At 45.1% G+C, this 24,110-nt stretch carries 23 protein-coding genes and 5 tRNA genes; 16 read left to right on the forward strand and 12 right to left on the reverse strand.

Features of this window, described 5'->3' with window-relative positions:
• Window positions 1-33 precede the first annotated feature (33 nt).
• Window positions 34-633 carry a Yip1 family protein gene (locus AAEU32_RS03765; RefSeq protein WP_421969193.1) on the reverse strand — a complete coding sequence of 200 codons (600 nt, stop codon included), beginning with the start codon at window positions 631-633 and terminating at the stop codon, window positions 34-36.
• Window positions 634-788: 155 nt separating this feature from the next.
• Here AAEU32_RS03765 and miaE point away from each other — a divergent pair, with 155 nt between their 5' ends.
• A complete protein-coding gene (gene miaE / locus AAEU32_RS03770) occupies window positions 789-1,556 on the forward strand; it encodes a tRNA isopentenyl-2-thiomethyl-A-37 hydroxylase MiaE (protein WP_421969411.1) in 768 nt (255 codons plus the stop codon).
• Here miaE and AAEU32_RS03775 read toward each other — a convergent pair.
• The 4 genes from AAEU32_RS03775 to AAEU32_RS03790 are packed head-to-tail and all read right to left on the reverse strand — an operon-like array spanning window position 1,553 to window position 3,825.
• Window positions 1,553-2,206: a hypothetical protein gene (locus AAEU32_RS03775; protein ID WP_421969194.1), complete on the reverse strand. Its 654-nt coding sequence runs from the start codon at window positions 2,204-2,206 to the stop codon at window positions 1,553-1,555. The genes miaE and AAEU32_RS03775 overlap by 4 nt on opposite strands.
• A gap of 10 nt (window positions 2,207-2,216) precedes the next feature.
• Window positions 2,217-2,492 (reverse strand): hypothetical protein, encoded by a 276-nt coding sequence (locus tag AAEU32_RS03780; protein WP_421969195.1) that lies wholly within the window; start codon window positions 2,490-2,492, stop codon window positions 2,217-2,219.
• 51 nt (window positions 2,493-2,543) lie between these two features.
• On the reverse strand, window positions 2,544-3,284 hold the full coding sequence (locus tag AAEU32_RS03785) for a UDP-2,3-diacylglucosamine diphosphatase (protein WP_421969196.1): 741 nt from the start codon (window positions 3,282-3,284) through the stop codon (window positions 2,544-2,546).
• 49 nt (window positions 3,285-3,333) lie between these two features.
• The gene (locus AAEU32_RS03790) at window positions 3,334-3,825 is read right to left on the reverse strand and encodes a peptidylprolyl isomerase (protein WP_421969197.1); all 492 of its coding nucleotides are present in this window, start codon (window positions 3,823-3,825) and stop codon (window positions 3,334-3,336) included.
• A gap of 188 nt (window positions 3,826-4,013) precedes the next feature.
• On the opposite strand from AAEU32_RS03790, the gene cysS reads away from it, so the two are divergent.
• Complete coding sequence (cysS, locus tag AAEU32_RS03795; RefSeq protein WP_421969198.1) at window positions 4,014-5,393, forward strand: cysteine--tRNA ligase; 1,380 nt, start codon at window positions 4,014-4,016, stop codon at window positions 5,391-5,393.
• A 75-nt stretch (window positions 5,394-5,468) separates the two neighbouring features.
• On the opposite strand, the gene folD is transcribed toward cysS, so the two are convergent.
• Complete coding sequence (gene folD / locus AAEU32_RS03800) at window positions 5,469-6,323, reverse strand: bifunctional methylenetetrahydrofolate dehydrogenase/methenyltetrahydrofolate cyclohydrolase FolD (protein ID WP_421969199.1); 855 nt, start codon at window positions 6,321-6,323, stop codon at window positions 5,469-5,471.
• Window positions 6,324-6,687: 364 nt separating this feature from the next.
• Here folD and AAEU32_RS03805 point away from each other — a divergent pair.
• From AAEU32_RS03805 to AAEU32_RS03855, 11 genes are all read left to right on the forward strand, one after another.
• A tRNA-Pro gene (locus tag AAEU32_RS03805) sits at window positions 6,688-6,764 on the forward strand.
• A gap of 53 nt (window positions 6,765-6,817) precedes the next feature.
• Window positions 6,818-6,894 (forward strand) — tRNA-Arg (locus AAEU32_RS03810).
• 8 nt (window positions 6,895-6,902) lie between these two features.
• Window positions 6,903-6,978 (forward strand) — tRNA-His (locus AAEU32_RS03815).
• Between the two features lie 21 nt (window positions 6,979-6,999).
• Window positions 7,000-7,076 (forward strand) — tRNA-Pro (locus AAEU32_RS03820).
• Between the two features lie 32 nt (window positions 7,077-7,108).
• Window positions 7,109-7,185 (forward strand) — tRNA-Pro (locus AAEU32_RS03825).
• Window positions 7,186-7,524: 339 nt separating this feature from the next.
• Entirely contained in the window at window positions 7,525-8,829 is a 1,305-nt protein-coding gene (gene tig, locus AAEU32_RS03830) for a trigger factor (protein ID WP_421969200.1), read from the forward strand.
• A 104-nt stretch (window positions 8,830-8,933) separates the two neighbouring features.
• Complete coding sequence (gene clpP / locus AAEU32_RS03835; RefSeq protein ID WP_421969201.1) at window positions 8,934-9,551, forward strand: ATP-dependent Clp endopeptidase proteolytic subunit ClpP; 618 nt, start codon at window positions 8,934-8,936, stop codon at window positions 9,549-9,551.
• A gap of 122 nt (window positions 9,552-9,673) precedes the next feature.
• Window positions 9,674-10,957, forward strand: coding sequence for an ATP-dependent protease ATP-binding subunit ClpX (clpX, locus tag AAEU32_RS03840; protein ID WP_421969202.1), 1,284 nt, complete (start codon window positions 9,674-9,676; stop codon window positions 10,955-10,957).
• A gap of 155 nt (window positions 10,958-11,112) precedes the next feature.
• Entirely contained in the window at window positions 11,113-13,473 is a 2,361-nt protein-coding gene (lon, locus tag AAEU32_RS03845) for an endopeptidase La (protein ID WP_421969203.1), read from the forward strand.
• 207 nt (window positions 13,474-13,680) lie between these two features.
• The gene (gene hupB, locus AAEU32_RS03850; RefSeq protein ID WP_421969412.1) at window positions 13,681-13,971 is read left to right on the forward strand and encodes a nucleoid-associated protein HU-beta; all 291 of its coding nucleotides are present in this window, start codon (window positions 13,681-13,683) and stop codon (window positions 13,969-13,971) included.
• Window positions 13,972-14,132: 161 nt separating this feature from the next.
• Window positions 14,133-16,034, forward strand: coding sequence for a SurA N-terminal domain-containing protein (locus AAEU32_RS03855; RefSeq protein ID WP_421969204.1), 1,902 nt, complete (start codon window positions 14,133-14,135; stop codon window positions 16,032-16,034).
• An 85-nt stretch (window positions 16,035-16,119) separates the two neighbouring features.
• Here AAEU32_RS03855 and AAEU32_RS03860 read toward each other — a convergent pair whose 3' ends face one another.
• From AAEU32_RS03860 to pspF, 6 genes are read right to left on the reverse strand one after another with little or no spacing between them, the layout of a single operon-like run.
• The gene (locus AAEU32_RS03860; RefSeq protein WP_421969205.1) at window positions 16,120-16,881 is read right to left on the reverse strand and encodes an ATP-binding cassette domain-containing protein; all 762 of its coding nucleotides are present in this window, start codon (window positions 16,879-16,881) and stop codon (window positions 16,120-16,122) included.
• Entirely contained in the window at window positions 16,881-17,876 is a 996-nt protein-coding gene (locus tag AAEU32_RS03865) for an oligopeptide/dipeptide ABC transporter ATP-binding protein (RefSeq protein WP_421969206.1), read from the reverse strand. The genes AAEU32_RS03860 and AAEU32_RS03865 overlap by 1 nt, the downstream gene beginning before the upstream one ends.
• Entirely contained in the window at window positions 17,876-18,769 is an 894-nt protein-coding gene (locus tag AAEU32_RS03870) for an ABC transporter permease subunit (RefSeq protein WP_421969207.1), read from the reverse strand. Before AAEU32_RS03870 ends, AAEU32_RS03865 begins: the two co-directional genes overlap by 1 nt.
• Window positions 18,756-19,790, reverse strand: a complete 1,035-nt coding sequence (locus tag AAEU32_RS03875; RefSeq protein ID WP_421969208.1) for an ABC transporter permease — start codon at window positions 19,788-19,790, stop codon at window positions 18,756-18,758. Before AAEU32_RS03875 ends, AAEU32_RS03870 begins: the two co-directional genes overlap by 14 nt.
• Window positions 19,787-21,391, reverse strand: a complete 1,605-nt coding sequence (locus AAEU32_RS03880) for an ABC transporter substrate-binding protein (RefSeq protein WP_421969209.1) — start codon at window positions 21,389-21,391, stop codon at window positions 19,787-19,789. Before AAEU32_RS03880 ends, AAEU32_RS03875 begins: the two co-directional genes overlap by 4 nt.
• Before the next feature lie 3 nt (window positions 21,392-21,394).
• Window positions 21,395-22,483 (reverse strand): phage shock protein operon transcriptional activator, encoded by a 1,089-nt coding sequence (gene pspF / locus AAEU32_RS03885; protein ID WP_421969210.1) that lies wholly within the window; start codon window positions 22,481-22,483, stop codon window positions 21,395-21,397.
• A 189-nt stretch (window positions 22,484-22,672) separates the two neighbouring features.
• Between pspF and pspA the strand changes: the two genes are divergently transcribed.
• From pspA to pspC, 3 genes are all read left to right on the forward strand, one after another.
• Entirely contained in the window at window positions 22,673-23,344 is a 672-nt protein-coding gene (pspA, locus tag AAEU32_RS03890; RefSeq protein WP_421969211.1) for a phage shock protein PspA, read from the forward strand.
• Window positions 23,345-23,432: 88 nt separating this feature from the next.
• A complete protein-coding gene (gene pspB / locus AAEU32_RS03895) occupies window positions 23,433-23,666 on the forward strand; it encodes an envelope stress response membrane protein PspB (protein ID WP_421969212.1) in 234 nt (77 codons plus the stop codon).
• Window positions 23,663-24,061, forward strand: coding sequence for an envelope stress response membrane protein PspC (pspC, locus tag AAEU32_RS03900; RefSeq protein WP_421969213.1), 399 nt, complete (start codon window positions 23,663-23,665; stop codon window positions 24,059-24,061). Before pspB ends, pspC begins: the two co-directional genes overlap by 4 nt.
• The last annotated feature ends 49 nt before the right edge of the window (window positions 24,062-24,110 follow it).

Raw genomic sequence — 24,110 nt, forward strand, 5'->3', positions numbered from 1 at the left:
AACAGCGGCCTTTTTTGTGTTTATTTGCTTTGGTTAGCTAAAAACGGGGGATACGATACCATTTGTCCAAAGAATCGCTGTAGCAGCGAGGATAATGACCAGTAGGACCAAACCACATGTGACCACAGAGCTTGCATAAATGAAGCCGCGCTCATATGGAATATGCATTAAAATTGGCACGCCGGTGTAGAGTAAATACACAGAGTAACTCAGCGCGACTAAACCAACACACACGATAAACCATAAGGTAGGGTAGAAGGCTGCAAATGCTGCCATGAACACTGGAGTTGAGGTGTACGCGGCAAGTTCTAAGGTTTGGGTAAATGAAGGCTCTGCACCAAAGGTTTTAGCCATCCAATGTGCCAAATATGACAGTGCAAAAACTCCTGCAATTAATGCGATGTACATAGCAACAGCGATCATAATTGCGCTGTCGTGAGTAAGGTAAACGGGATCGCCAGCACCAATACTCCACCCTAAATGAACGGCAGAGTAATAACCCATAGCGCTTGGGATCAAGGCGATAAGTAGGATGTGCGATAGACTGTATAGTAAACTTTCGTGGCGATTATCAATCGTTTGCCACTCTTCCAATGGGTGAGCGTATAAGCCCCAAATGTGATTTAAAATCATAGTATGCCCCTTAATTAAACTGGTTGTTTTGGCTGTATTATTTTTCACCAGCACCTATTAATTTATTGTTCAGAGGATGAGTTTTGTCAAGAAAGTCCCGCAACCGTACAAATGTGATAAAATGTGGCCTAACAGCACCTGAACTACACGATTTTATGCTAGCGAAGTATCAAGATTTACTGGCCCCCATTTACGCTTTTTTACAATGCCAAACACCACAAAATTGGGTGAAAGAGGCGAAAAAGCCAGATAATTTGCGAATTATCCTAACAGACCACCTTATTTGTGAGCTCAAAGCAGCACAAAGTGCGATGTATCTGATTCGCCGTTATGCGGTTGATGAACAAAGCGGTGAGGCGCTATTGCAGTGGCTAAAGCCCTATGAAGACTTCACTTACAGGCAAGTAGGCGATTGGCGCGATTTGGCCGATCACAACCGTTTGAATAAATCGATGATCCCAAAATCAAGTGCACCTTATGGACAAGATTTAATTGATAAAATGGTGCTGCTAATCAAAGAAGAGTTACATCACTTTTATCAGGTGCTTGAAATCATGCAAGAGTGCGGTATCGAGTATGACAAAATTACCTCAAGTCGATATGCCAAAGGTTTGCTTCGTCACGTACGCACTTATGAACCACAAGCGCTAATCGATAAGCTCATTTGTGGAGCCTATATTGAAGCCCGTTCATGTGAACGGTTTGCGATGCTTGCTCCGCATGTTGATAATCGCCTTGGCGAATTTTATGTGTCTTTGCTGCGCTCAGAAGCCCGTCATTATCAGGACTACTTAACACTTGCTCAAGACATCGCAGGTGAAGATATCAGCGAACGTGTTGCCTTTTTTGGTGAGGTTGAGGCAGAGCTGATCACCAGCGCAGATGAAGACTTCAAGTTTCACTCTGGCTCGCCAATCACCTAGCGATAGATAAACTGTATCCCGGCGACATATCGTCGTTTTCTTGCTTCAGATGTGTCGGCGGCAGATGAGTATACCTTTATACCGATAATCGTTGAGTCGATGACCACTGTTGTCGTCTCACCAACTTCAAATTTGCCTACTTTTTTATTTACCTCACCCTCTTGCCAGCGTAATAACTGCAACAGTGGTGAACCTTTGCTCCCGCCCCATTGCGTACCCGCTATACCGGTAACACTGGTCACTTGGTTTAGATTCATAATATCACCGTAGGCATTTTGGTCGGTTGGGTTTTGACCCCCACCTGTGCCACCAGCAAGTAGCTCTTTGGTATTTGCATCATATATACCGTCAATTACTGCACTGCCTTGGAAAGAAATGGCTGGGTGGAGCTCTAACGCTATTTCATCGACAAAGGATGTTTCTCTTCCAATGACCGCGCTTTTACGAGAGGCGACCATTGTCACTATTGTGTCGTCAGACTCAATGCCTTGGTAAGACGCTCTCAATGGCGTGTTGTAGCCTTCGATAAAGTTGGTAGCAGTGACATAGCCGCTGACGAGACTAATATTATCGTCAAAAATCCAAATACATTGCTCTGTGACATCATAGGATGAGTTATCTGAATAGTAGGCCGTAGCTCTGATCTGCACGCCATAGCTGTCAGTGACGATTACCTCGTCGGTATTTAAAGTAATTTTGCTGCTCTTCTTTTGCCTGCTTCAAAGCGCGTGTCCAAACGGTAAAGTCAAACTCTACGCTAATGTCTTGGGTTGCAAACGTGTCTCTTACGATGTGGGCCATCCAACCATTGTGTGCTAGGGAGGGGCCGAAATAAGGAGGGAAGGGCTCTGAAACAATGCGCACGTGTTGCTTGTTAGTCGCGAATACATGCGCACTAGATACAGCGAACAGCAGGCAAACAAACAGCACACGCAAAATAGGTATTCCCAACAAACACGGATGTTTGGATTATAGTCGAGTGGATGACTATGTGAATAACAGTTCTTGGTTGAGCTCGCCATGACACAGAGTTATACCGTGCTCATTGGCAATAATGTAAGAACTTTGCGTGTACCAATCGCCCAATACGATACGAATCTTGCCATCATGTTGATGATGAATTGCAGGGCGGTGGGTGTGCCCGTGAATCATCAATGAAACGTGATGCTCTGCAAATGTTTTATCCACTGAGCTTTGCTCAACATCGAGAATTTCAGCGCGTTTGTTGGCTTGGCTTTGTTTGCTTTTAATACGTGCATTACGGGCAACTCGACGACGATACCACAACGGCATTGCGAGCATCAGACGAGGCCACCACCACCCGCGGGACTTTTTGCGGAACTTTTGATATTCCACGTCTTGCGTACACATCTCGTCGCCATGCAAAAGTAATACTCTTTGACCATAGAGCTCAATCACACATTGCTCATCAAGCAATGTCATTCCTGCACGCTCAGCGTACTTTTTGCCAATAAGAAAATCACGATTGCCATGAATAAAATACACACCTATACCACGTTCACTAATTTCCTTAAGGCGTTTTGCTACATCATCGCTCAATGCGTCGTTGGCATCATCTCCAACCCAGACCTCAAAGAAATCGCCGAGAATATAAAGCGCGTCAACCTCGTCATTGATGTGCGTGTCGAGAAAGGTAAAAAAGGCAGTCGTGATTTCTGGATAGGCAGCACTGAGGTGCAAGTCAGAGATAAAAAGCGTGTTTTTCATGGTGTCCTTGGCAATAAAAAAGCGCGGACTCACCGCGCTCAGTTACTTATTACTCAACGGTAACTTTAGTGATAACCACATCTTCAAGTGGTACATCTTGGTGGAAACCAGCGGAGCCAGTTGCTACGCCTTTGATTTTCTCAACCACGTCCATGCCTTCAACTACTTCGGCGAATACACAGTATCCCCAGCCTTGTGATGTTTCGCTGGTGAAGTTTAGGAAGTCGTTATCATTAACGTTAATGAAAAACTGTGCCGTAGCTGAGTGTGGATCAGGCGTGCGAGCCATTGCCACTGTGCCTTTTTTGTTGCTTAGGCCATTATTCGCTTCGTTCTCAATCGAATCTTGAACTGACTTTTGATCCATACCAGGTGTAAAACCACCACCTTGAATCATAAAACCATCGATTACACGGTGGAAGATTGTGCCATCGTAAAAGCCTGATTTGGCGTAGTTTAGGAAGTTTGCTACTGTCTTTGGTGCTTCGGCTTCAAACATATTTAGTTTGATAGTGCCGAAATTGGTTTCTAATACGACCATGAGGGATCTCTAATCTAATAACGTAAAAGCGTATTTTATCTTAGCACCGCGTAACTCTCAATGCGCAGTGCAATGGATGTTTGTGCAAGTGACTTATTTTTGTCGCTTTTGGCCCTACCACTTATGGCGACTTGCACAGCGCAATGGTAAGATAGCGCCACTTACATAACTGATAGGATCCCATTGTAATGTTGCAGATATACAACACACTTTCACGTCAAAAAGAACACTTTGAGCCATTAAATGCCAATAAAGTGGACATGTATGTGTGTGGGATCACCATTTATGATTACTGCCACGTGGGTCATGCGCGTACGTATGTATCATTTGACGTAATGAACCGGTATTTACGCTACCTTGGCTACGATGTCACCTATGTACGAAACATCACTGATGTCGATGACAAAATCATTAACCGAGCCAATGAGAACAATGAACCAATCAATGAGCTCACTGTTCGCATGACCGCAGCAATGCACGAAGATTTTCGCGCATTGAATATTCTTGATGCAGACATTGAACCCACGGTAACCGGTCACATGGATGACATCATCGCCATGATAGAGCGTTTGATTGCCAAGGGGCATGCCTACATTGCACAAAGCGGTGATGTATTGTTCGATGTGTCTACATTTGATAGTTACGGCCAGCTTTCGCAGCAAGACTTAGAAATGCTCCAAGCTGGCGCGCGTGTTGAAGTGGCCGCGGGCAAAGACGATCCACTTGATTTTGTGCTGTGGAAAAAAGCGAAGGCGGGAGAGCCTAGCTGGTCTTCACCTTGGGGCGAAGGGCGTCCAGGTTGGCACATTGAATGTTCGGCGATGAGTTCGAAGCACCTAGGAGAGTACTTTGATATCCACGGTGGTGGTTCTGACTTACAGTTCCCGCACCATGAAAATGAAATCGCGCAATCATGCTGTGCAAACAATGGCCGCTATGTGAAAACATGGATTCATACCGGCATGGTTCAGGTGAACAAAGAAAAAATGTCTAAATCATTGGGCAACTTCTTTACTGTGCGTGAAGTACTCAAAGCATACGACCGCGAAACAGTGCGTTACTTCTTGATTAATGGTCACTACCGCAGCCAGTTGAATTACTCACAAGAAAATCTTGAGCAAGCGCGTTCATCACTTGAACGTATTTATACTGCACTGCGTGACGTAGAGCTTGTTGAAGTAGAGCTCAAAGGTAACGAGTATGCCAAGCGCTTTGAGACGGCAATGAATGATGACTTCAACACACCAGAAGCCCTACCTGTGTTGTTTGAGTTAGCAAAAGAAGTCAACCGCCTCAAAGCTGACGACGCGAAAGCTGCGGGTGAACATGCGTATATCCTTGTAAAGCTCGCTGAAGTATTGGGAATTGCTCAGCAAGACCCAGCAGCATTCTTACAAGGTGAGCAAGACGATGATGAAGCTGCACAGATTGAAGCGCTAATAGATCAGCGTCGCGCGGCACGTGAAAATAAAGATTGGGCAGCAGCCGATGAAGCACGTGATGCACTTACAGCGATGGGCGTAGTGCTTGAAGATAGTGCGGGCAAAACGACATGGCGTAAAGCCTAAGGTAGCGCGCTAACACATACAAAAAAGCCAGCTTAATAAGCTGGCTTTTTTATGACTTAATAACACGACTATGATTTAGCTGTTGAATTTCTCACAGGCTTCAAGAGTGTTTTCAATCAAGCTAGCCACAGTCATTGGGCCCACACCACCTGGTACTGGAGTAATATAGCTTGCGCGTTGACTGGCTACATCATAGGCAACATCACCCACAAGCTTACCGCTGTCTAAACGGTTGATACCCACATCGATCACCATAGCACCTTCTTTAATCCACTCTCCTGGGATAAATTCAGGCTTGCCAACAGCCACAACAACAAGATCTGCGCGGCGTACATGTGCTTCTAAATCTTGCGTAAACTTATGACATATTGTGGTCGTACACCCAGCTAAAAGCAATTCAAGTGCCATAGGACGACCAACGATATTAGATGCACCAACAACCACTGCATGCATTCCCTTATAACGAACACCTGTTGAGTCCAGTAGGGTAATAATTCCTTTAGGTGTACAAGGGCGAAGTGCAGGCATACGTTGAGCAAGACGGCCAATGTTGTATGGGTGGAAGCCATCAACATCTTTGTGCGGAGTAATACGCTCAAGCACTTTTTCTGCGTTTAACCCTTGCGGTAAAGGCAGCTGTACTAAGATACCGTCAACTTCAGGATCGGCATTTAACTGGTCAACAAGTTCAAGGAGTTGTTCTTCACTTGTATCACCGGGAAGGTCATAAGATTTAGATACAAAGCCTACTTCTTCGCACGCTTTACGCTTTGAACCAACGTAAACCTGGCTCGCTGGGTCCTGACCTACGAGTACTACTGCAAGACCTGGAGCGCGAAGTCCTTGCTCTTTGCGCTGTGCAACGCGCTGCGCGACTTGCGAGCGAACCTGCTTTGCTATTGCCTTACCATCAATGATGTTTGCCGTCATGAGAAACCTTTAACAACTGGGGTTGGTGTGCTTTTTAGGGGGTGCTAAAACAGTCACACGAAATTTGAACGAAATACTTTTAATCGAACATTGCGGTGTAAAAGGGGTGCCGCACTGAACTTGGCCGACATTTTCGCACAAAAAGATATATCCAGCCAAGCTGTGTGATTAATGAAAGCACTGTTTTATAGGATAAATTGATAAAAATTCGAGCAAAAATATCAAAACTTAAACAAAGCGTGTTAAAAATGAGCAAACGGGCACTTTGGGTGAAAAAAGTGTTTGACGTCACCAGGTCAAATCACTATTATGCACCCCGTTGTCAACGAGGGGTCGAGTTCGAAACCTCAGACAAAACAAGTATCGGCGATTAGCGCAGTTTGGTAGCGCACTTGGTTTGGGTCCAAGGGGTCGCAGGTTCAAATCCTGCATCGCCGACCACTTTCTCTCGGAAGTGTCACTTGGTTTGCACACGAAGAAGTATTCGTTGCACCGCGCCCGTAGCTCAGTCGGATAGAGCAACGGCCTTCTAAGCCGTCGGTCGAAGGTTCGAATCCTTCCGGGTGCGCCATTATTGTGGCGGCTGTAGCTCAGTTGGTAGAGCCCTGGATTGTGATTCCGGTTGTCGCGAGTTCAAGTCTCGTCAGTCGCCCCATTTTTCTACCGGTATATTTATCGGCGATTAGCGCAGTTTGGTAGCGCACTTGGTTTGGGTCCAAGGGGTCGCAGGTTCAAATCCTGCATCGCCGACCATCCCTTATCTGGTAGAAACACAATTAGAGTATCGGCGATTAGCGCAGTTTGGTAGCGCACTTGGTTTGGGTCCAAGGGGTCGCAGGTTCAAATCCTGCATCGCCGACCACTTACTCCTCAATATTTAAAACAACAATCATCCTCGTTAGTTTTCAATTATTTTCATAATTTGATCATTTATGCTGCTATTTGCACTGAAACTAAGCAGTTAAACTGTCAATTCCCGCTTGTGCGCTATTTTATTGGCCTGCGCTCTCGACTCTTATAAATATTAGGTTATAATGCCGCGTCTATTGTTAAACATAAGTGCCCATAGGGCAGTGCAGGCATAGGGATCGCCCTGTCATCAACGAGGCAAATTGCTGGTTTTTGACGACGGCTTAGATAAACGATCACCGTGTATGTAAGGAAGGCGCAACGACGCCATATTTGAAGATTGAGGTAAATCATGCAAGTTTCTGTTGAGACGACTCAAGGCCTTGAGCGCCGTCTGACTATCACTGTTCCTTCAGAGAACGTTGAGACCGAAGTAAAAAAACGCTTACAACAACTTTCTAAAACTCAGCGTATTGACGGTTTCCGTCCGGGTAAAGTTCCAGTTTCTATCATCAAAAAGCGCTACGGCACTGCAGTTCTTCAAGAAGTTGCGGGTGACCTTATGCAGCGTAACTACATTGATGCAATCATTGCTGAGAAAATCAACCCAGCTGGCGCGCCTACTTTCGCTCCTAAAGCGTTAGAAGCGGGTAAAGACCTTGAGTTTGAAGCAACGTTCGAAGTGTATCCTGAAATCGAACTTAAAGGCCTAGAAAAAATCGCTGTTGAAAAGCCAGTTGTTGAAGTAAAAGATGAAGACCTAGCTAATATGCTAGAGACACTTCGCAAGCAACACGCTTCGTGGACTGAATCACAAGAAGCTGCAGGCGAAAATGCACGCGTAACGATTGACTTCGTTGGTACTATCGACGGTGAAGAGTTCGAAGGCGGTAAAGCTGAAGACTTCCCTCTAGAGCTTGGCCAAGGTCGTATGATCCCAGGTTTCGAAGACAACATCGTAGGTAAAAAAGCAGGCGAAGAAGTTGTTGCTGATGTAACTTTCCCTGAAGAATACCACGCTGAAAACCTAAAAGGTAAAGCTGCTCAATTCGCTATCACAGTGAAGAAAGTTGAAGTTCAAGAGCTTCCTGAATTAAACGACGAGTTTGCTTCACTATTCGGTATCACTGAAGGTGGTGTTGACGCACTTAAAGAAGAAGTGAAGAAGAACATGAGCCGCGAGCTTGACCAAGCTGTTAAAGCTAAGGTTAAAGAGCAAGCAATCGAAGGTCTTCTAGCTGAAAATGAAATCGAAGTGCCTAAAGCGCTTATCGATCAAGAAATCGACGCACTACGTAAGCAAGCAGCGCAACGTTTCGGTGGCAACGCTGATAACATGCCTGAGCTACCTGCAGAGCTATTCCAAGAGCAAGCAGTTAAGCGCGTTAAGACTGGTCTACTTCTAGGCGAAGTGATCAAGTCTGGTGACATCAAATCAGATGACGCTAAAGTAGAAGAGCTAATCAGCACAATGGCTTCTGCATACGAAGATCCAACTGAAGTAGTTGAATACTACAAGTCAAATGATCAACTAATGCAGCAAATGCGTAACGTAGCTCTAGAAGAGCAAGCGATTGACGCAATCGTTGAGAAAGCGAAGGTAACTGACGTAGAAACTGCGTTCGACGACATCATGAACCCGCAGGCGGCTCAATAAGTCGTTGACTTAAGTTACAAGCAACGTTTAAATGGCTCGTATGCTTTGTTTTCAAAGCACCGAGCCATTTTAGTTTGTGTCGGTCAGTAAGGAATTAATAAATAATGAATAATGGTATGACAGATCCGCTTAATGCATTAGTGCCAATGGTTGTAGAGCAGACCGCTAAAGGCGAACGCTCTTATGATATTTTTTCTCGTCTACTCAAAGAGCGAATCATTTTTTTAACTGGCCAAGTTGAAGACCAAATGGCCAACTTGATCGTTGCACAGTTGCTGTTTTTAGAGTCAGAAAACCCAGAAAAAGACATCCACTTGTATATCAACTCACCAGGTGGTTCAGTCACTGCGGGTATGTCTATTTACGATACAATGAATTTCATCAAACCTGACGTAAGTACGTTGTGTGTTGGTCAAGCGGCAAGTATGGGTGCGTTTTTATTGTCAGGTGGTGCCAAAGGTAAGCGTCATTGTTTGCCTAACTCTCGCGTGATGATTCACCAGCCACTGGGCGGTTTCCAAGGTCAAGCATCTGATTTTGAAATTCATGCTAAAGAAATCCTGTCTATTAAAGATAAATTAAATAGACTGCTAGCTGAGCATACCGGTCAGCCAATTGATGTGATTGCCCGAGATACAGACCGTGATAACTTTATGAACGCAGATGCTGCGGTAGAGTACGGTCTGATTGACTCAGTCTTTGACAGACGCAGTGCAAAGTAATCTAAGTGTGACAGTTTTATACAAACTCATCGGCATAACGCCAATAAGTTTGATATATTTGTTTAAGAAGTCCATTTGCTACAATGTAATAAAGTTCGTAGCGTAAAGAATGAGGTAGCTGAATGTCTGATAAACCTACAAACGGCGAAAAGACAAGTAAACTGCTGTATTGCTCGTTTTGTGGTAAATCTCAGCACGAAGTACGCAAGCTAATCGCAGGTCCATCAGTTTATATTTGTGATGAGTGTGTCGACTTGTGTAACGACATCATCAGGGAAGAGATCAAGGATATCGCGCCAAAGGCTAACGCATCTGACAAGTTGCCAGTGCCAAAAGAAATCCGTAGCCACCTAGATGATTATGTTATCGGTCAAGAGCACGCGAAAAAGGTGCTGTCGGTTGCTGTGTACAACCATTACAAACGTCTACGTAACGCAGGTTCTAGTGACGGTGTCGAGTTAGGTAAGAGTAACATCTTACTTATCGGTCCTACGGGTAGTGGTAAAACACTATTGGCAGAAACCATGGCTCGCTTACTGGACGTACCGTTCACTATGGCAGATGCGACCACGCTTACTGAAGCAGGTTATGTGGGTGAAGATGTTGAAAACATCATCCAAAAGCTACTGCAAAAATGTGATTACGACGTTGAGAAGGCACAGCGCGGTATCGTCTATATCGATGAAATCGATAAGATTTCGCGCAAGTCAGATAACCCGTCAATTACTCGTGACGTATCCGGTGAGGGCGTGCAGCAAGCGCTACTGAAACTTATCGAAGGTACCGTGGCATCGGTTCCACCTCAAGGTGGTCGTAAGCATCCACAACAAGAGTTTTTGCAAGTAGACACGTCTAAGATTCTATTTATCTGTGGTGGTGCGTTCGCAGGACTTGATAAGGTCATTGAGCAACGCAGTGCGAAAAACACAGGTATTGGTTTCGGTGCAAATGTGAAGTCATCTGAGTCTGAGCGTAGCTTAAGTGAAACGTTCAAAGACGTAGAACCAGAAGATTTAGTGAAGTATGGTCTAATCCCAGAATTCATTGGTCGTCTTCCTGTGGTTGCAACACTGACTGAGCTTGATGAAGACGCGCTGATCCAAATCCTTAATGAGCCAAAGAATGCGTTAACGAAGCAATTCGGTGCATTGTTTGAAATGGAAGACGTTGAACTTGAGTTCCGTGACGATGCACTCAAAGCCATTGCTCACAAAGCAATGGAGCGTAAAACAGGTGCACGTGGATTGCGCTCAATCGTAGAAGGTGTATTGCTCGATACTATGTATGAACTTCCTTCAATGGAAGATGTGAGCAAAGTGGTTATTGATGAAACCGTAATTAAAGGTGAGTCTGACCCAATTCTTATCTACGAAAGCAGCAGTCCAGACAAAGCGGCTTCAGAATAATACTTTTCATTTCAATGAAGTAGTATAAAAAATAAGCAGATTGATTTAAAAAGGAGCATTAAGCTCCTTTTTTTATAAATTTGTTGAACTTTACCCAGCTAATCCCCATATACTTGAGTAATCTTTAAATTTTAAGAAGTCCGAAGAGAGTTAGCATGACGCTTGAAAGAACGGATCGCGTTGAAATTCCAGTACTAGCATTAAGGGATGTAGTGGTATACCCACACATGGTGATCCCTTTATTTGTTGGTCGTGAGAAATCAATCCGCTGTCTTGAGGCAGCGATGGATAAAGACAAACAAATCTTCCTTGTCGCGCAAAAAGATGCGTCTGTGGACGATCCTACTAGTGACGAAATTTATACTGTCGGTACGGTAGCCAGCGTACTGCAATTACTAAAGCTTCCTGATGGCACAGTTAAAGTGCTGGTTGAAGGTACGCAGCGTGCAAAAATTGAAAAATACACGCAAGAAGATGACTTCTTTGTAGCCGAAGTCGAGTTTATTCCATCGAATGACATTGATGAGCGTGAGCACGATATTTTCATTCGCAGTGCAATCAGCCAATTCGAAGGCTACGTAAAGCTAAATAAGAAAATTCCACCAGAAGTACTTACTTCCGTGTCGGGCATTGATGAGCCGGCGCGACTTGCTGATACTATGGCGGCGCATATGCCGATTAAAGTACCAGAGAAGCAAAAAGTACTTGAGATCAGCGATGTGACTGAGCGTCTTGAGTATCTAATGGCGATGATGGAGGGCGAAATTGACTTACTCCAAGTGGAGAAGAAAATTCGTGCTCGCGTCAAAAAGCAAATGGAAAAGTCGCAGCGCGAGTATTACCTCAACGAACAAATGAAGGCGATTCAAAAAGAGCTCGGTGAGCTTGACGACGTGCCAGATGAGTTCGAAGGTCTACAAAAGAAAATCGCCGATGCAGGTATGCCGAAAGAGGCAGAAGAAAAAGCAATGTCAGAGCTTAAAAAGCTCAAAATGATGTCGCCAATGTCAGCTGAGGCAACGGTTGTGCGCTCGTACATCGAGACCATGACAAACGTGCCGTGGAAAAAGAAATCTAAGGTCAAAAAGGACCTTGCGGGTGCGCAGAAGATTCTCGATTCGGATCATTATGGTCTTGAGAAAGTCAAAGACCGCATTATTGAATACCTTGCAGTGCAGCAGCGCACAAATAAGCTCAAAGGCCCAATTTTATGCTTAGTGGGCCCACCAGGTGTGGGTAAAACCTCTCTTGGGCAAAGCGTTGCGCGTGCAACAGGTCGTAAATATGTGCGCATGGCGCTCGGTGGTGTGCGTGATGAAGCAGAAATCCGTGGTCACCGCCGCACTTACATTGGTTCAATGCCGGGTAAACTTATCCAAAATATGACCAAGGTGGGTGTTCGTAACCCGTTATTCTTGCTTGATGAAATCGATAAGATGTCATCAGATATGCGTGGTGATCCAGCGTCAGCATTGCTTGAGGTATTGGACCCAGAGCAAAACAGTACGTTTGCCGATCATTACCTAGAAGTTGATTACGACTTGTCAGATGTAATGTTCGTAGCAACATCGAACAGCTTTAATATCCCAGGCCCATTACTAGATCGTATGGAAGTGATTCGCCTGTCGGGTTACACCGAAGATGAAAAGTTGAATATCGCGAAGCAGCATCTCATTCCAAAGCAAATTAAGCGCAATGGCCTTAAAGAGAGTGAGGTTACCATAGACGATAGCGCCATCATTGGCATTATTCGTTTCTACACGCGCGAAGCGGGTGTACGTGGTCTTGAGCGTGAGATTTCGAAACTGTGTCGTAAGGCGGTGAAGAATATCCTCCTTGATAAGAGCTTGAAGCACATCACTATTAATGACGAGAACTTAGAGGAATACCTCGGGGTGCAACGTCATGATTATGGCAAGGCGGAAGGCGATGACCGTATTGGTCAGGTAACAGGCCTCGCGTGGACCGAAGTAGGTGGCGATTTACTAACGATTGAGTCCTCTGCGGTTCCTGGTAAAGGCAAATTGACTTATACCGGCTCGTTAGGCGATGTGATGAAAGAGTCGATTCAAGCAGCCATGACGGTTGTTCGTGATCGCACCCAAAAGCTGCGCATCAATGATGACTTTCATGAAAAGCGTGACATTCATGTACACGTCCCTGAGGGTGCAACGCCAAAAGATGGCCCAAGTGCGGGTATCGCTATGGTTACCGCCTTAGTGTCGAGCTTAACAGGTAACCCCGTGCGCTCTGATGTAGCCATGACGGGTGAAATTACTCTGCGTGGTGAAGTATTACCAATCGGTGGTTTGAAAGAAAAGCTTTTAGCAGCGCATCGTGGTGGTATTAAAACCGTTGTTATTCCACAAAAGAACGAACGGGACCTAAAAGAGATCCCACAAAATGTGCTTGAGGGCTTGTCAATTCACCCTGTACAGTGGATTGATGACGTGTTGGACCTAGCTTTAGCACAGCCAATTGAGCGTTTTAGCCTCGATTGTGTAAAAAGTGAGTAAATTTCATAAAAATTTATCGTAAAGGGCTTTTCAAATCACAAAGGTGTGATAAGTTAAGCACTGGATTTGAGCCGAGCCCTTGTAGGGCCTAGGCTTCAGAAGAATTAGGCGGCTATTTAGGCGTCCAATTTTATAAAATTTCAAATGCACAGTGATAAAGCCAAATAGTGAATCCATTACACGGCAAAATCGCTCGTTATAATAACAATACAAGGGGATGATATTGTGAATAAGTCTCAATTAATCGATCAAATCGCAGCTAACGCTGACATTTCAAAAGCGGCTGCAGGTCGTGCGTTGGATTCATTCATTGAATCAGTATCAAATGCGCTTAAAGAAGGCGATTCAGTAGCGTTAGTTGGTTTCGGTACTTTCTCAGTACGTGAGCGTGCAGCACGTACTGGCCGTAACCCACAAACTGGTGCAGAAATTCAAATCGCAGCAGCAACTATCCCTGCATTCAAAGCAGGTAAAGCGCTTAAAGACGCAGTTAACTAATTTGCGAAACTTGATGTCCTATCAAACTCAATACGTTTGATAGCTTCAAGTGAAAAAGCGTATCTGCTAAGATACGCTTTTTTTATATCCTTCACTTTTATCATGCACCCATCAACAGGGAAGAAAGTGAGGGTAGATTTCATAAACAGAGATAAAGATAAATGCTAGAAAAAATCAGAGAGGGCTCGCAGGGGTTAGCGGCCAAAGTTATTCTAGGGCTAATAATTTTATCTTTTGCTTTGGCAGGGATCGGTGGCTACTTAGGCCAAAGTGCCGATCAATCCGTCGCTGAGGTGAATGGGGTAAAAATCACACAGCGTGAGTTCGCGCGAGCGTTTGACAACGAACGTGCACGTCAAGAGCAACAATTTGGCGAATACTTTGCGCAATTAGCTAACGACCCTACTTTTATGGCGCAGTTACGCCAGTCAGTAACCAATCGTTTAATCCAACAAAAACTACAATCGCAACTTGCGGCAGAAATGGGATTACGCACTAGCGACGAAGAAATTCGTAAAACGATTCTTGAATTGCCAGCGTTCCAGTTTGGTGGTCAGTTTAGCAACGACCGTTACTTGCAAGTGATTCGCCAAATGGGCTTCCAAGCTGACGACTTCCGTGAGTACCTTCGTGATGAAATGACGCGCTCACAACTTGTTGGCGCACTAGCTGGCACTGATTTCACACTTAGCAACGAATTAAATCAAGCGGTTGCATTGCAGCAGCAAGAACGCGCAATTGATTACTTGGTTGTTGATAATGAGCAGTTCAAAGAAGGCGTAAGTGTGAGTGACGAAGAAATTCAAAACTACTACGACCTTAATCAAGCGCAGTTCTTGGCACCTGAGCAAGTAAAAGTTGCTTATGTGGAGCTTGATGCAGCGCAATTAGAGCTTGCTGAGCCTGTTACTGTAGAACAAGTAACTAAGTACTACGAACAAAACAAGAGCATGTATGCAGAGCCTGAAAAGCGCCGTGTAGCTCATATTCTTGTAGAAAACAGCGAAGATGATGCAGCAGCTTTGGAAAAGGCGCAGGACTTACTTGTGCAATTACAAGAAGGTGCAGACTTTGCTGAGCTTGCCGAAACACAGTCAGATGATATCGTGAGTGCAGAAATGGGTGGTGATCTTGATTGGATTGAGCGCGATATGCTTGACCCAGATTTCGAGCAAGCCGCATTTGCGCTAAGCGAAGTAGGTCAGTTATCTGAGGTAGTGCAGTCTGAGTTTGGTTATCACATTATCAAACTAACCGATCTTCAACCTGGCACAGTCAAAGCCTTTGCAGACGTAGAAGCACAAATTCGTGGTGAACTTGAGAAAGTTGCTAAAGCAGATATTTACTACGAGAAGCAAACGGAACTCGCAGAGCTAGCGTTTGAGATTTCAGACACACTGAGCGATGCAGCGGCGGCAGTAGGCGTTGAGGTTAAAACCACCGAGCTTATGTCTCGAGCGCAACTTCCAGAGCCATTGAATCAACCTAATGTTCAAGCTGCGATTTTCTCGCCTGAGCTAATTGAAGACCGCGTAAACTCTGAAGTATTAGAGCTTGGTAACGAGCACGTTGTTGTGGTTCGTGTGGTTGAGCATAAGCCTGCGGCAACCAAAGAGCTGGAGTCAGTACGTGAGCAGATCACGACTACGTTAATAGCCGAAAAGGCGTCAGCGGCTGCGAAAGAAAAAGCACAAAGCTTGTTCACAGAGCTTGAGCAGGGCACTGCTATTGCACAAGTTGCAGAGCAAGCAGCATTGAGTGTTCAAAGCGAAGATGCGTTAACTCGCCGTAGTTTCAATGTACCACCAGCGTTAGTTCAACATGTATTCAAAATGGCACATCCAAGTGACACGCCAGAGGTTGATTTGGTTGAGCTAAATAACGGTAATGTTGCATTGGTTGCATTGAAGTCGGTTAACACGCCAAGTGCGACGGACACTAATGAACAGGTTAAACAAAGCCTGACGATGCAACTAGCTAATAAGAACTATCAGACATTTGTTGAGTCACTAGAAGCGCAAGCTGAAGTAGTGAGAAAGACAGCGGTTGCTGATAACGAATAACCGTAAAGGTTGAGAAAAAAGCGCTCTTTGAGCGCTTTTTTTATGCATGCTTTTTTATGCACAAAAGTTCAGTACTTGCGTGCTATTAGCAGGTTAGTAAGCGTTGGCAGGTTTTTGATTGTGGGTTATTGAATATGTCTTGAGTATTGCCATATTCCACCACCTCGCCGTGGTCGAGTACCATAACTTGGTCACTCATATGTTTTACCAAACTCAAGTGGTGAGTAATGAGCACATAACTCAAGCCGGTTTCTCGCTGTAACTCCAGTAACAAGTTCACTGTTTGCGCCCTAACGGATGGATCTAAAGACGATAAGGCTTCATCGAGTACCAACACCTTGGGATCCAAAATTAAAGCGCGAGCAAGCGCTACACGCTGTAATTGACCACCAGAGAACATATGCGGGTAGTAGCGACGGTGTTCAACCAGTAGGCCCACTTTTGACAGCGTTTGTTTTATTTTCTCAAGACGCTCTTGTTCACTTAATTCAGTGTTGTAGCGCAAGCAGTCATCAAGAATTTCCTCGATTGTCAGTGCAGGATTCAGCGATGTGGTTGGGTCTTGAAAGATAAGGCGAATGCTGCGGCAGTCTCGTTGGTGTTGATCACCTTCGTTGATAAGCTCACTTTCTAATAATATCTGCCCACTGCTTGCTTCATCTGCTCCTGCGAGCACTTTGGCGAGGATACTTTTTCCCGCGCCAGTTTCACCGATGACCGCAAGTGTTTCACCTTGGCCTAAACAAAAAGAAATATCGTGTAAAAGTGCGACCTTTTTACGGCTTAATAAGCCTGCACGTACCGCAATTTCTTTACTAAGGGCCTGAACTTTCAGCAGCGGTTGCATTAGTCTTGCTCCTGTTTATGTAGCGGGAAATGACACGCGTAGCTGTGGCCATGTTCTTTTTCTAACTTCGGTGTCGCCACGCACGCTTTTTGCGCATTTGGGCAGCGAGGGCCCAAGCGACAACCAATGGGCAGATGCTGCAACGTTGGGATCGTGCCTTTGAGCGCATACAAGGGCTGTTTATGTCCAAGATCTAAGTCGTAATCAGGAAGACTCTGCAAGAGCGCCTTAGTGTATGGATGACGAGGTTTAGCGAAGACTTGCTCAGTTGGGCCAGCTTCAACCATCTGTCCGCAATACAGTACGTGCATGCCATGAGTCCAATCTGTGAGCTCTTCCAATTCGTGGGAGATCATTAAGATAGACATGTTTTTAAGCTGATTTAAACTTTTCAGTAACCGAAATACTTGAGCTTGAGTCGTACTTTCCAATGCTGTTGTTGGTTCGTCAGCAATAAGTAGGCGTGGTGAGCGTGCAATTGCCATGGCAATCATCACCTTCTGACAGACCCCCTCAGATAGTTCGTGAGGATAACTAGATAATACTTTGGAATGCTCTTTGATGCCGACTTTGTGCAGCAATGCGCGGGCGCGTTTTTTCTTTGCTGCGCGGCGCTCAAAGTAGTTTCCTTGCTCAACCGAGGTAGGAATACTCTCCTCGAGCTGATCGCTAATTTTTGCTGTCGGGTCTAGGCAGCGACTTGGTTCTTGATAGATCATCGCTAAGTCTTGGCTGACAAGCTTACGGCGTTTTTCGTCAGATAAACGCATTAAGTCGACACCACGCCAGTGCATGCGGTCAGCACGTACATCCCAGCGCTGGTTTAGGGCCCCAACCAAGGCTTTGGCGATAAGGCTTTTACCTGAACCAGACTCGCCAATCAGCGCGTGTACTTCACCTTCTTTGAGGCTCAGGTTGACGCCATCAACCACCCGAATACGAGATTCAGAGGTGATCAGTTCAATAGTCAGGTTACGAATATCTAATAACTGCATTAGTCGGCTCGCCTTTCTTTTAATACGTTACGCAAGCCATCACCAACCAAGTTGGTTGAAAGTACAGCTAGAAACAGCAAGATACCGGGCAGGGCGACTGTCCAAGGAGCGAGGTATATAAGGCTCAAATTTTCAGCCAAAATTGCGCCCCATTCAGCGGTCGGCGGTTGCGCACCGAGCTTTAAAAATCCCAAGGCAGCAATATCCAAAATGGCTAAAGACAACGCCATGGTAAAAATAACCACAATGCGCTCATAAATATTGGGGAATATGCCCCGAATTAAAATTTGCCATTGATTGGCACCATCGAGTCTAAATGCGCTGATGTAATCTTTCGTTAACTCTTCAACAACCAGATTGCGGACCGAGTGTATAAACTGCGGTAGTAACGCGAAAATAATCGCCCACACGGTATTCATCAAACCGGGGCCAAGAATGGCAATGATAATAATGGCCAGCAGTAAAGACGGAATGGACAAGGTAATATCGAGCAAGTGGTTGAGGATACTTGAGCGCACCCCTTTACTCATTCCAGCCACTGTTCCGACCAAAACACCAACGAAGGTGGTCATTAGCGCGGCAACAATGGATAAACCAAAGGTGTACGTGGCGCCATTCATTAGTCGAGACAATACATCACGGCCTAAATCATCCGTACCTAAAATAAAACGCACATCGCCATCTTCATGCCAAGAAGGAGGGATCAGCAGGGCGTCAGCATGTTGCTCATTAATACCGTAAGGTGCCAGCAAAGGGGCGGTCGTAGCCAGTACGGTTAAACCTATAAATAACCATAACCCAACCAGTGACACGTGATTGGCACGAAACTTCTTCCACAGCCTCGACAATGGTGAGATGTTTGATTGCTCGGTAAATAATTTAAAGTTTGCCATGCGCTTGATTCCGTGAGATCGGGTCCAGCAAGGTATACAGCAACTCGGTCAAAATAGTTGCGAAAATGATGAACATGGAAATAGCCAGCAGCCCGCCTTGAATAGCGGGGAAGTCACGCTGATAGATGCTGTCGATAAGCCAACGACCGATCCCCGGCCAAGAAAAGATAACTTCAGTCACCATGGCTAGTGTGATCAACGCACTGAACTGTAGACCGATTTGCTTGATAACTGGCAAAAGCGCATTGCGCAGCGCGTGATGAATAATCAACTGTCGACGACTCAATCCTTTTGCACGAGCGGTTTTAATGTAGTTTTTTTCCAACACATTGAGCATAGAGTCACGGGTAAAGCGCACTAGCACTGTTGTTGGGTAGGTTGCTAATACAAACGTTGGCAAAGTGAGGTGGTGCAGCGCATCTGTGAATGCCTGACCACCATATGGAAAGCCCGCAATCATAATATCAAGCAATAAGAAGTTGGTGGTTGAAGGTATTTCGTATAGCAAACTGATCCTGCCTGACATCGGGAAGAGGCCCCATTGCAAACAAAACACCATGATAAGCACGAGTGCCAGCCAGAAAATAGGTAACGAGTAGCCTATTAAAGTGGTGCCACTGATAAACTTATCTAACCATTTGCCGTATGATAACGCCGCTAAAATCCCCGCCGGAACGCCAACAATGACTGACACCATAAGCGCATATATCGCTAATTCAAACGTAGCAGGAGCCAGTGTTTGCACATGGCTAAACACAGAGTTACCAGAGGCAAAAGATAACCCCCAGTCGCCTTGTAAGATTCGTCCAAGAAACGAGAGATATTGAACAATATAGCCCTCATCCATGCGGTACGTTTCTCGTAATTGGGCTGTTTGAGAGAACCCTGACGTATCGACACCACTGAAGTTTGTTAGGGCATCACCTGGGAATAAATAACCCAGTGAAAAAGTAAACAGGCTGAGTGTGAACAGCATGAATAACAACAACGAAATCCGACGAATAGCAAACTCTAGCATCATGGCATTTTACTCGCTTGTGCCAGAGAAATACCGCCGAATGGACTCAGTGTTATTCCTTGAATATTGACATCATTAGCTTGCGAGCGTCTACCGTGAGCCAGTGGCATGAGTGGGAGTTGCCTCGCAATCATTTGCTGTGCCTGAACATAAAACGCTTTGCGTTGGGCTTGATCAGTTGTGGCAAGGGCTTGAGTAAGCAACGAGTCAAACTCGAGGTTACACCAATTTGCAGGGTTCTTGCCGCTGTACGTTGCAGCGCAGCTTAGCAATGGGCTGAAGAAGTTATCTGGGTCCGGTGTATCGGCAGCCCAACCTAACAGCACGCTGTCGTGTTGATGCGCATCAACACGTTGTAAAAAGGTATTCCACTCGTATTCAACGATGCGTACATTAACGCCCACTGTGCGCAGGTCGCTTTGCATTAGCTCAGCCATTTTTCGGGCATTGGGGTTATAGATTCGACTCACTGGCATGGCCCAAATGCTCATATCAAAGCCGTCTTCATAACCGGCCTCAGCCAACAACTCACGAGCCATTGCTGGATCGAATTGGGGCAAGTCAGTTTGTGGTTCATGCGCCCAACTAATGGGCGGCAACATGGAGTTCGCTTTAACTCCTTGGCCGTAGTACACCGCTTGCATAATTTTGTCGACGTTAATAGCGTGAGCTAGCGCGCGACGTACTTTGGGATCGTTAAAAGGGACTCTCTCGGTGTTAAAGGCCCAGTAGCCAATGTTGAGGTTATCTTGCTGGTCTAGGTTGATATCGCTGCGCTCTTTGAGCACATCAAGTTGTGTAGCACTCGGATGTGGAGTTACATCACACTCTTTGGTTAGTAACTTAACAATGCGTGTGGTCCCATTGGGAGTGATATCAAACACTAATTGGTCGAGGTTTACTTGATGTTCCCAATAATCAGGGTGGCTGTAATAGCGTATGAAGCGGTCACGTTTGAAATCACGAAATACAAATGGCCCAGTACCGACTGGCAGCTCATCAAATTGCTCCATTTTTTCGTTTTCCATGAGCTGCATGGCGTACTCACGAGACGTAATGGCGGCGAAATCTGTTGCTAAGTTAGCAAGGAAACTACTTTCGGAATTAAATAACTCGAAGGTAACTTGGTATTCTGAGTCTTTGCGAATTTGGCGGATCAGTTGGTCTAGGCCAACACTCTGAAAGTAGGGGTAGTTTGCTTCGCCGACAAAATGGTACGGGTTATAAACATCAAACAAGCGGCTAAAGGTAAACACCACATCATCAGCATTGAACAAGCGTGTTGGTTTAAAATACTCAGTGGTGTGAAAACGCACATCTTCACGCAGGTTGAAGGTGATTTCAGTACCGTCATCACTGATGCTCCAGCTTGAAGCCAATTCGGGAATGAATTCACCGGTAATGGGGTCAATACGTAAAAGGCGGTTATAAAGCTGTTTTGATATAAGGTCTATGGTAGAACCAGACGTTGTCACCTGTGGATTGAACGACACAGGATTAGCTTCTGCGCAATACACCATACCTTCGAGCGGTGCATATCGCGCATCATCATTTTGGCACCCAGCAAGGAAAATCGCTACTGTGCCTAACAACCATTTATACACAGGCTAAGCCTCTTGTTTTTGCTGCGAATCCAGCAAATTATATTTCTTTAGATATCCCCTAAGTTGATGATACGTTAATCCGAGCATTTGTGCAGTTTTCTTTTGATTAAATTGACTAAATTTAAGCGCTTGGCGCAGCATGTCAGTTTCATAATCACTAGAGAGCTGTTTTAAATCGCACGGGAAGTTAAAGTCGGCAATTGCGTTAGCAGGCAGTGACTGTGATGCCTCTGTTGTGGTTGTTGAGCTCTCATCATTGGCAAATGAACTTGGTGCACTCAGCGTCCTAGTTGCCATCGGCTTAGGTCTATAGGGACTTGCAAACGGGTCTAAGTTGATAGTGTGAACAGGCAGGCTCTCACTGCCATGGCGATATAAACTGCGCTCAATAACGTTTTTCAATTCACGCACATTGCCGGGCCAGTCGTATTCAAGCAGCGCTGCTTTAGCGCGAGTAGTAAAGCCGCTGAATAGCTCCCAGCCAAGGTTACGCGCCATATTTATCGCAAAATGCTCAGCTAAAAGCAGTATGTCCTCTTGGCGTTCACGCAACGGTGGCAAAGTGACAACATCAAATGCCAGTCTATCAAGCAAATCATGGCGAAACTTTCCGGCATCTGCCAATGTTGGTAAGTCTTCGTTGGTTGCACAAATCAAACGCGTGTCGACTCTCACTGGTGCGCGACCACCTACACGTTCAAATTCACCATATTCTATGACTCGCAAGAGCTTTTCTTGTACGGCTGCAGGGGTGTTAGCAAGCTCATCTAGAAATAACGTACCGCCATCAGCGCGTTCAAAACGGCCTTCATGGCGCTTATTTGCTCCGGTAAATGCGCCACTTTCGTGTCCAAACAGCTCACTTTCTAGGAGATTTTCGTTTAACGCTGCACAGTTAAGGCTGACATAACTTTGGTCCCACCGCGCTGATAGATAATGTAAACGCGCGGCAATGAGTTCTTTACCTGTGCCGCGTTCACCAATAACAAGGACAGGTTTATCCAAGGGGGCGAGCTGCGATACTTGGTCTAAGACAGCCAAAAAGCTATCAGATTGGCCAAGTAAATCATCCTTTTTTCTAAACTGGCTCATTTACACTAACTCTTAGTTATTTTTGCTAAAGCTTAGTGTATTTCATTATATGGCGATTAGAAAGGGGTTTGTGAAAACTAAACTAACTTTATGAAATGTATGGTGTTATTAATTTATTTTAAAGTTGGCAAGCAACTTGATACCACGTAGAGTAGTCAACAGAGACTTAACCAATTGAGGTATAAGATTATGGGAATTTTTTCACGTTTTGCAGATATCGTTAACTCGAATATCAACGCAATTTTAGACAAGGCTGAAGATCCTGAAAAGATGGTTCGCCTAATTATCCAAGAAATGGAAGACACACTTGTTGAGGTTCGTTCTACGTCAGCAAAAACATTGGCAGAGAAAAAGGACTTAACACGTCGCCTTGATACGCTGTCTGGTCAAGTTGACCAGTGGCAAGAAAAAGCAGAGCTGGCACTGTCAAAAGAGCGTGAAGACTTAGCTCGCGCAGCGTTGATGGAAAAGAGCAAAGCTGTAGAGGCGCAAGCATCACTAGAGCGCGAACTTGAACATGTAGAAGAACACATTACTAAGTTGCAGCAAGAAATCAGTACATTGCAAGAGAAGCTTCAAGATGCCAAAGCTCGCCAAAAGGCGATAGTGCTGCGTCAGCGCTCAGTGCAATCACGCTTAGATGTTAAGAAAACGCTTGATGGTAACAAAGTACAAGATGCATTAGACAAATTTGAGCGCTATGAGACTAAGATTGATGGTCTTGAAGCTCAGGTTGAGTCTTATGAGTTAGGTCAAAAGTCTTTGGCTGACGAAATCGCTCAGTTAGAAAAAGACGAGAAGATTGATGACGAACTGTCTGCACTTAAAGCCAAAATGGCTAAAAGCGAGAAAGCAAAATAATAACCTAAACTAATGTGGGTTCGCTCGACAATATGGCGCAGTGCACCCACACTTAATAATACGCCCAGCAACAGGCAGGAGAGGAATAATGTTTGATATCGATATGTTAATGCCACCTATTATTATTTTTATGATTTTCGTGGCGCCTTTATGGCTCATCCTACACTACCGCAGTAAAAAGCAAGTAAGCCAAGGGTTGAGTGAACATGAACATCGCCAATTAACCGAGCTGTCACATAAAGCTGAAAAAATGGCAGAGCGCATACGTACACTTGAGACGTTACTTGACCAAGAGTCGCCGCAGTGGAGAAACAAAGTATGAGTACCAAACGTGAACTATACCGAGACCCAAAACGCGGTAAAGTTGCAGGGGTATGTGCAGGCTTAAGTGATTATTTCAATATTGAGCTTTGGCTAGTACGTATCATCTATGTAACAGCAGTCTTGTTAGCCGGTGGACCGTTATTTATTGTGGCTTACATTGCAGCATGGTTTATCTTGGATGTGAAACCTGTCGATGAGCGTACCAAAGACGCTGAAAAAGCAGCACATGTTGGTGAAGTAAAAGCCAAAGTGTGGCAAAAAGGTGAGCCGCCGCGTAAAGCGCTCAAAGAGCTAAAAGATTTTATGGGTGATTTGGATGAGCGTATTCAACGCATGGAAACCCATGTTACTTCGCCAACGTTTACCGTTAGCAGAGAAATCAACAAACTTTAAAAACATATCCTGCCTGAGAAGATAAGCCAGTTTACTGGCTTATCTTGTT

Origin of the sequence: Pseudoalteromonas maris, from assembly GCF_049257235.1 — a bacterium.
In the GTDB taxonomy this organism is placed as follows: domain Bacteria; phylum Pseudomonadota; class Gammaproteobacteria; order Enterobacterales; family Alteromonadaceae; genus Pseudoalteromonas.

What these genes read in the sequence shown, in the direction of transcription:
- cysS (WP_421969198.1), top strand. Translation starts at nt 4,014, where the DNA reads ATGTTGCAGATATACAACACACTTTCACGTCAAAAAGAACACTTTGAG.
- AAEU32_RS03860 (WP_421969205.1), bottom strand. Translation starts at nt 16,881, where the DNA reads ATGCAACCGCTGCTGAAAGTTCAGGCCCTTAGTAAAGAAATTGCGGTA.
- AAEU32_RS03875 (WP_421969208.1), bottom strand. Translation starts at nt 19,790, where the DNA reads ATGATGCTAGAGTTTGCTATTCGTCGGATTTCGTTGTTGTTATTCATG.
- pspA (WP_421969211.1), top strand. Translation starts at nt 22,673, where the DNA reads ATGGGAATTTTTTCACGTTTTGCAGATATCGTTAACTCGAATATCAAC.
- pspB (WP_421969212.1), top strand. Translation starts at nt 23,433, where the DNA reads ATGTTTGATATCGATATGTTAATGCCACCTATTATTATTTTTATGATT.
- tig (WP_421969200.1), top strand. Translation starts at nt 7,525, where the DNA reads ATGCAAGTTTCTGTTGAGACGACTCAAGGCCTTGAGCGCCGTCTGACT.
- AAEU32_RS03870 (WP_421969207.1), bottom strand. Translation starts at nt 18,769, where the DNA reads ATGGCAAACTTTAAATTATTTACCGAGCAATCAAACATCTCACCATTG.
- pspF (WP_421969210.1), bottom strand. Translation starts at nt 22,483, where the DNA reads ATGAGCCAGTTTAGAAAAAAGGATGATTTACTTGGCCAATCTGATAGC.
- AAEU32_RS03855 (WP_421969204.1), top strand. Translation starts at nt 14,133, where the DNA reads ATGCTAGAAAAAATCAGAGAGGGCTCGCAGGGGTTAGCGGCCAAAGTT.
- lon (WP_421969203.1), top strand. Translation starts at nt 11,113, where the DNA reads ATGACGCTTGAAAGAACGGATCGCGTTGAAATTCCAGTACTAGCATTA.
- clpX (WP_421969202.1), top strand. Translation starts at nt 9,674, where the DNA reads ATGTCTGATAAACCTACAAACGGCGAAAAGACAAGTAAACTGCTGTAT.
- AAEU32_RS03790 (WP_421969197.1), bottom strand. Translation starts at nt 3,825, where the DNA reads ATGGTCGTATTAGAAACCAATTTCGGCACTATCAAACTAAATATGTTT.
- AAEU32_RS03765 (WP_421969193.1), bottom strand. Translation starts at nt 633, where the DNA reads ATGATTTTAAATCACATTTGGGGCTTATACGCTCACCCATTGGAAGAG.
- clpP (WP_421969201.1), top strand. Translation starts at nt 8,934, where the DNA reads ATGAATAATGGTATGACAGATCCGCTTAATGCATTAGTGCCAATGGTT.
- miaE (WP_421969411.1), top strand. Translation starts at nt 789, where the DNA reads ATGCTAGCGAAGTATCAAGATTTACTGGCCCCCATTTACGCTTTTTTA.
- AAEU32_RS03865 (WP_421969206.1), bottom strand. Translation starts at nt 17,876, where the DNA reads ATGCAGTTATTAGATATTCGTAACCTGACTATTGAACTGATCACCTCT.
- folD (WP_421969199.1), bottom strand. Translation starts at nt 6,323, where the DNA reads ATGACGGCAAACATCATTGATGGTAAGGCAATAGCAAAGCAGGTTCGC.
- AAEU32_RS03785 (WP_421969196.1), bottom strand. Translation starts at nt 3,284, where the DNA reads ATGAAAAACACGCTTTTTATCTCTGACTTGCACCTCAGTGCTGCCTAT.
- pspC (WP_421969213.1), top strand. Translation starts at nt 23,663, where the DNA reads ATGAGTACCAAACGTGAACTATACCGAGACCCAAAACGCGGTAAAGTT.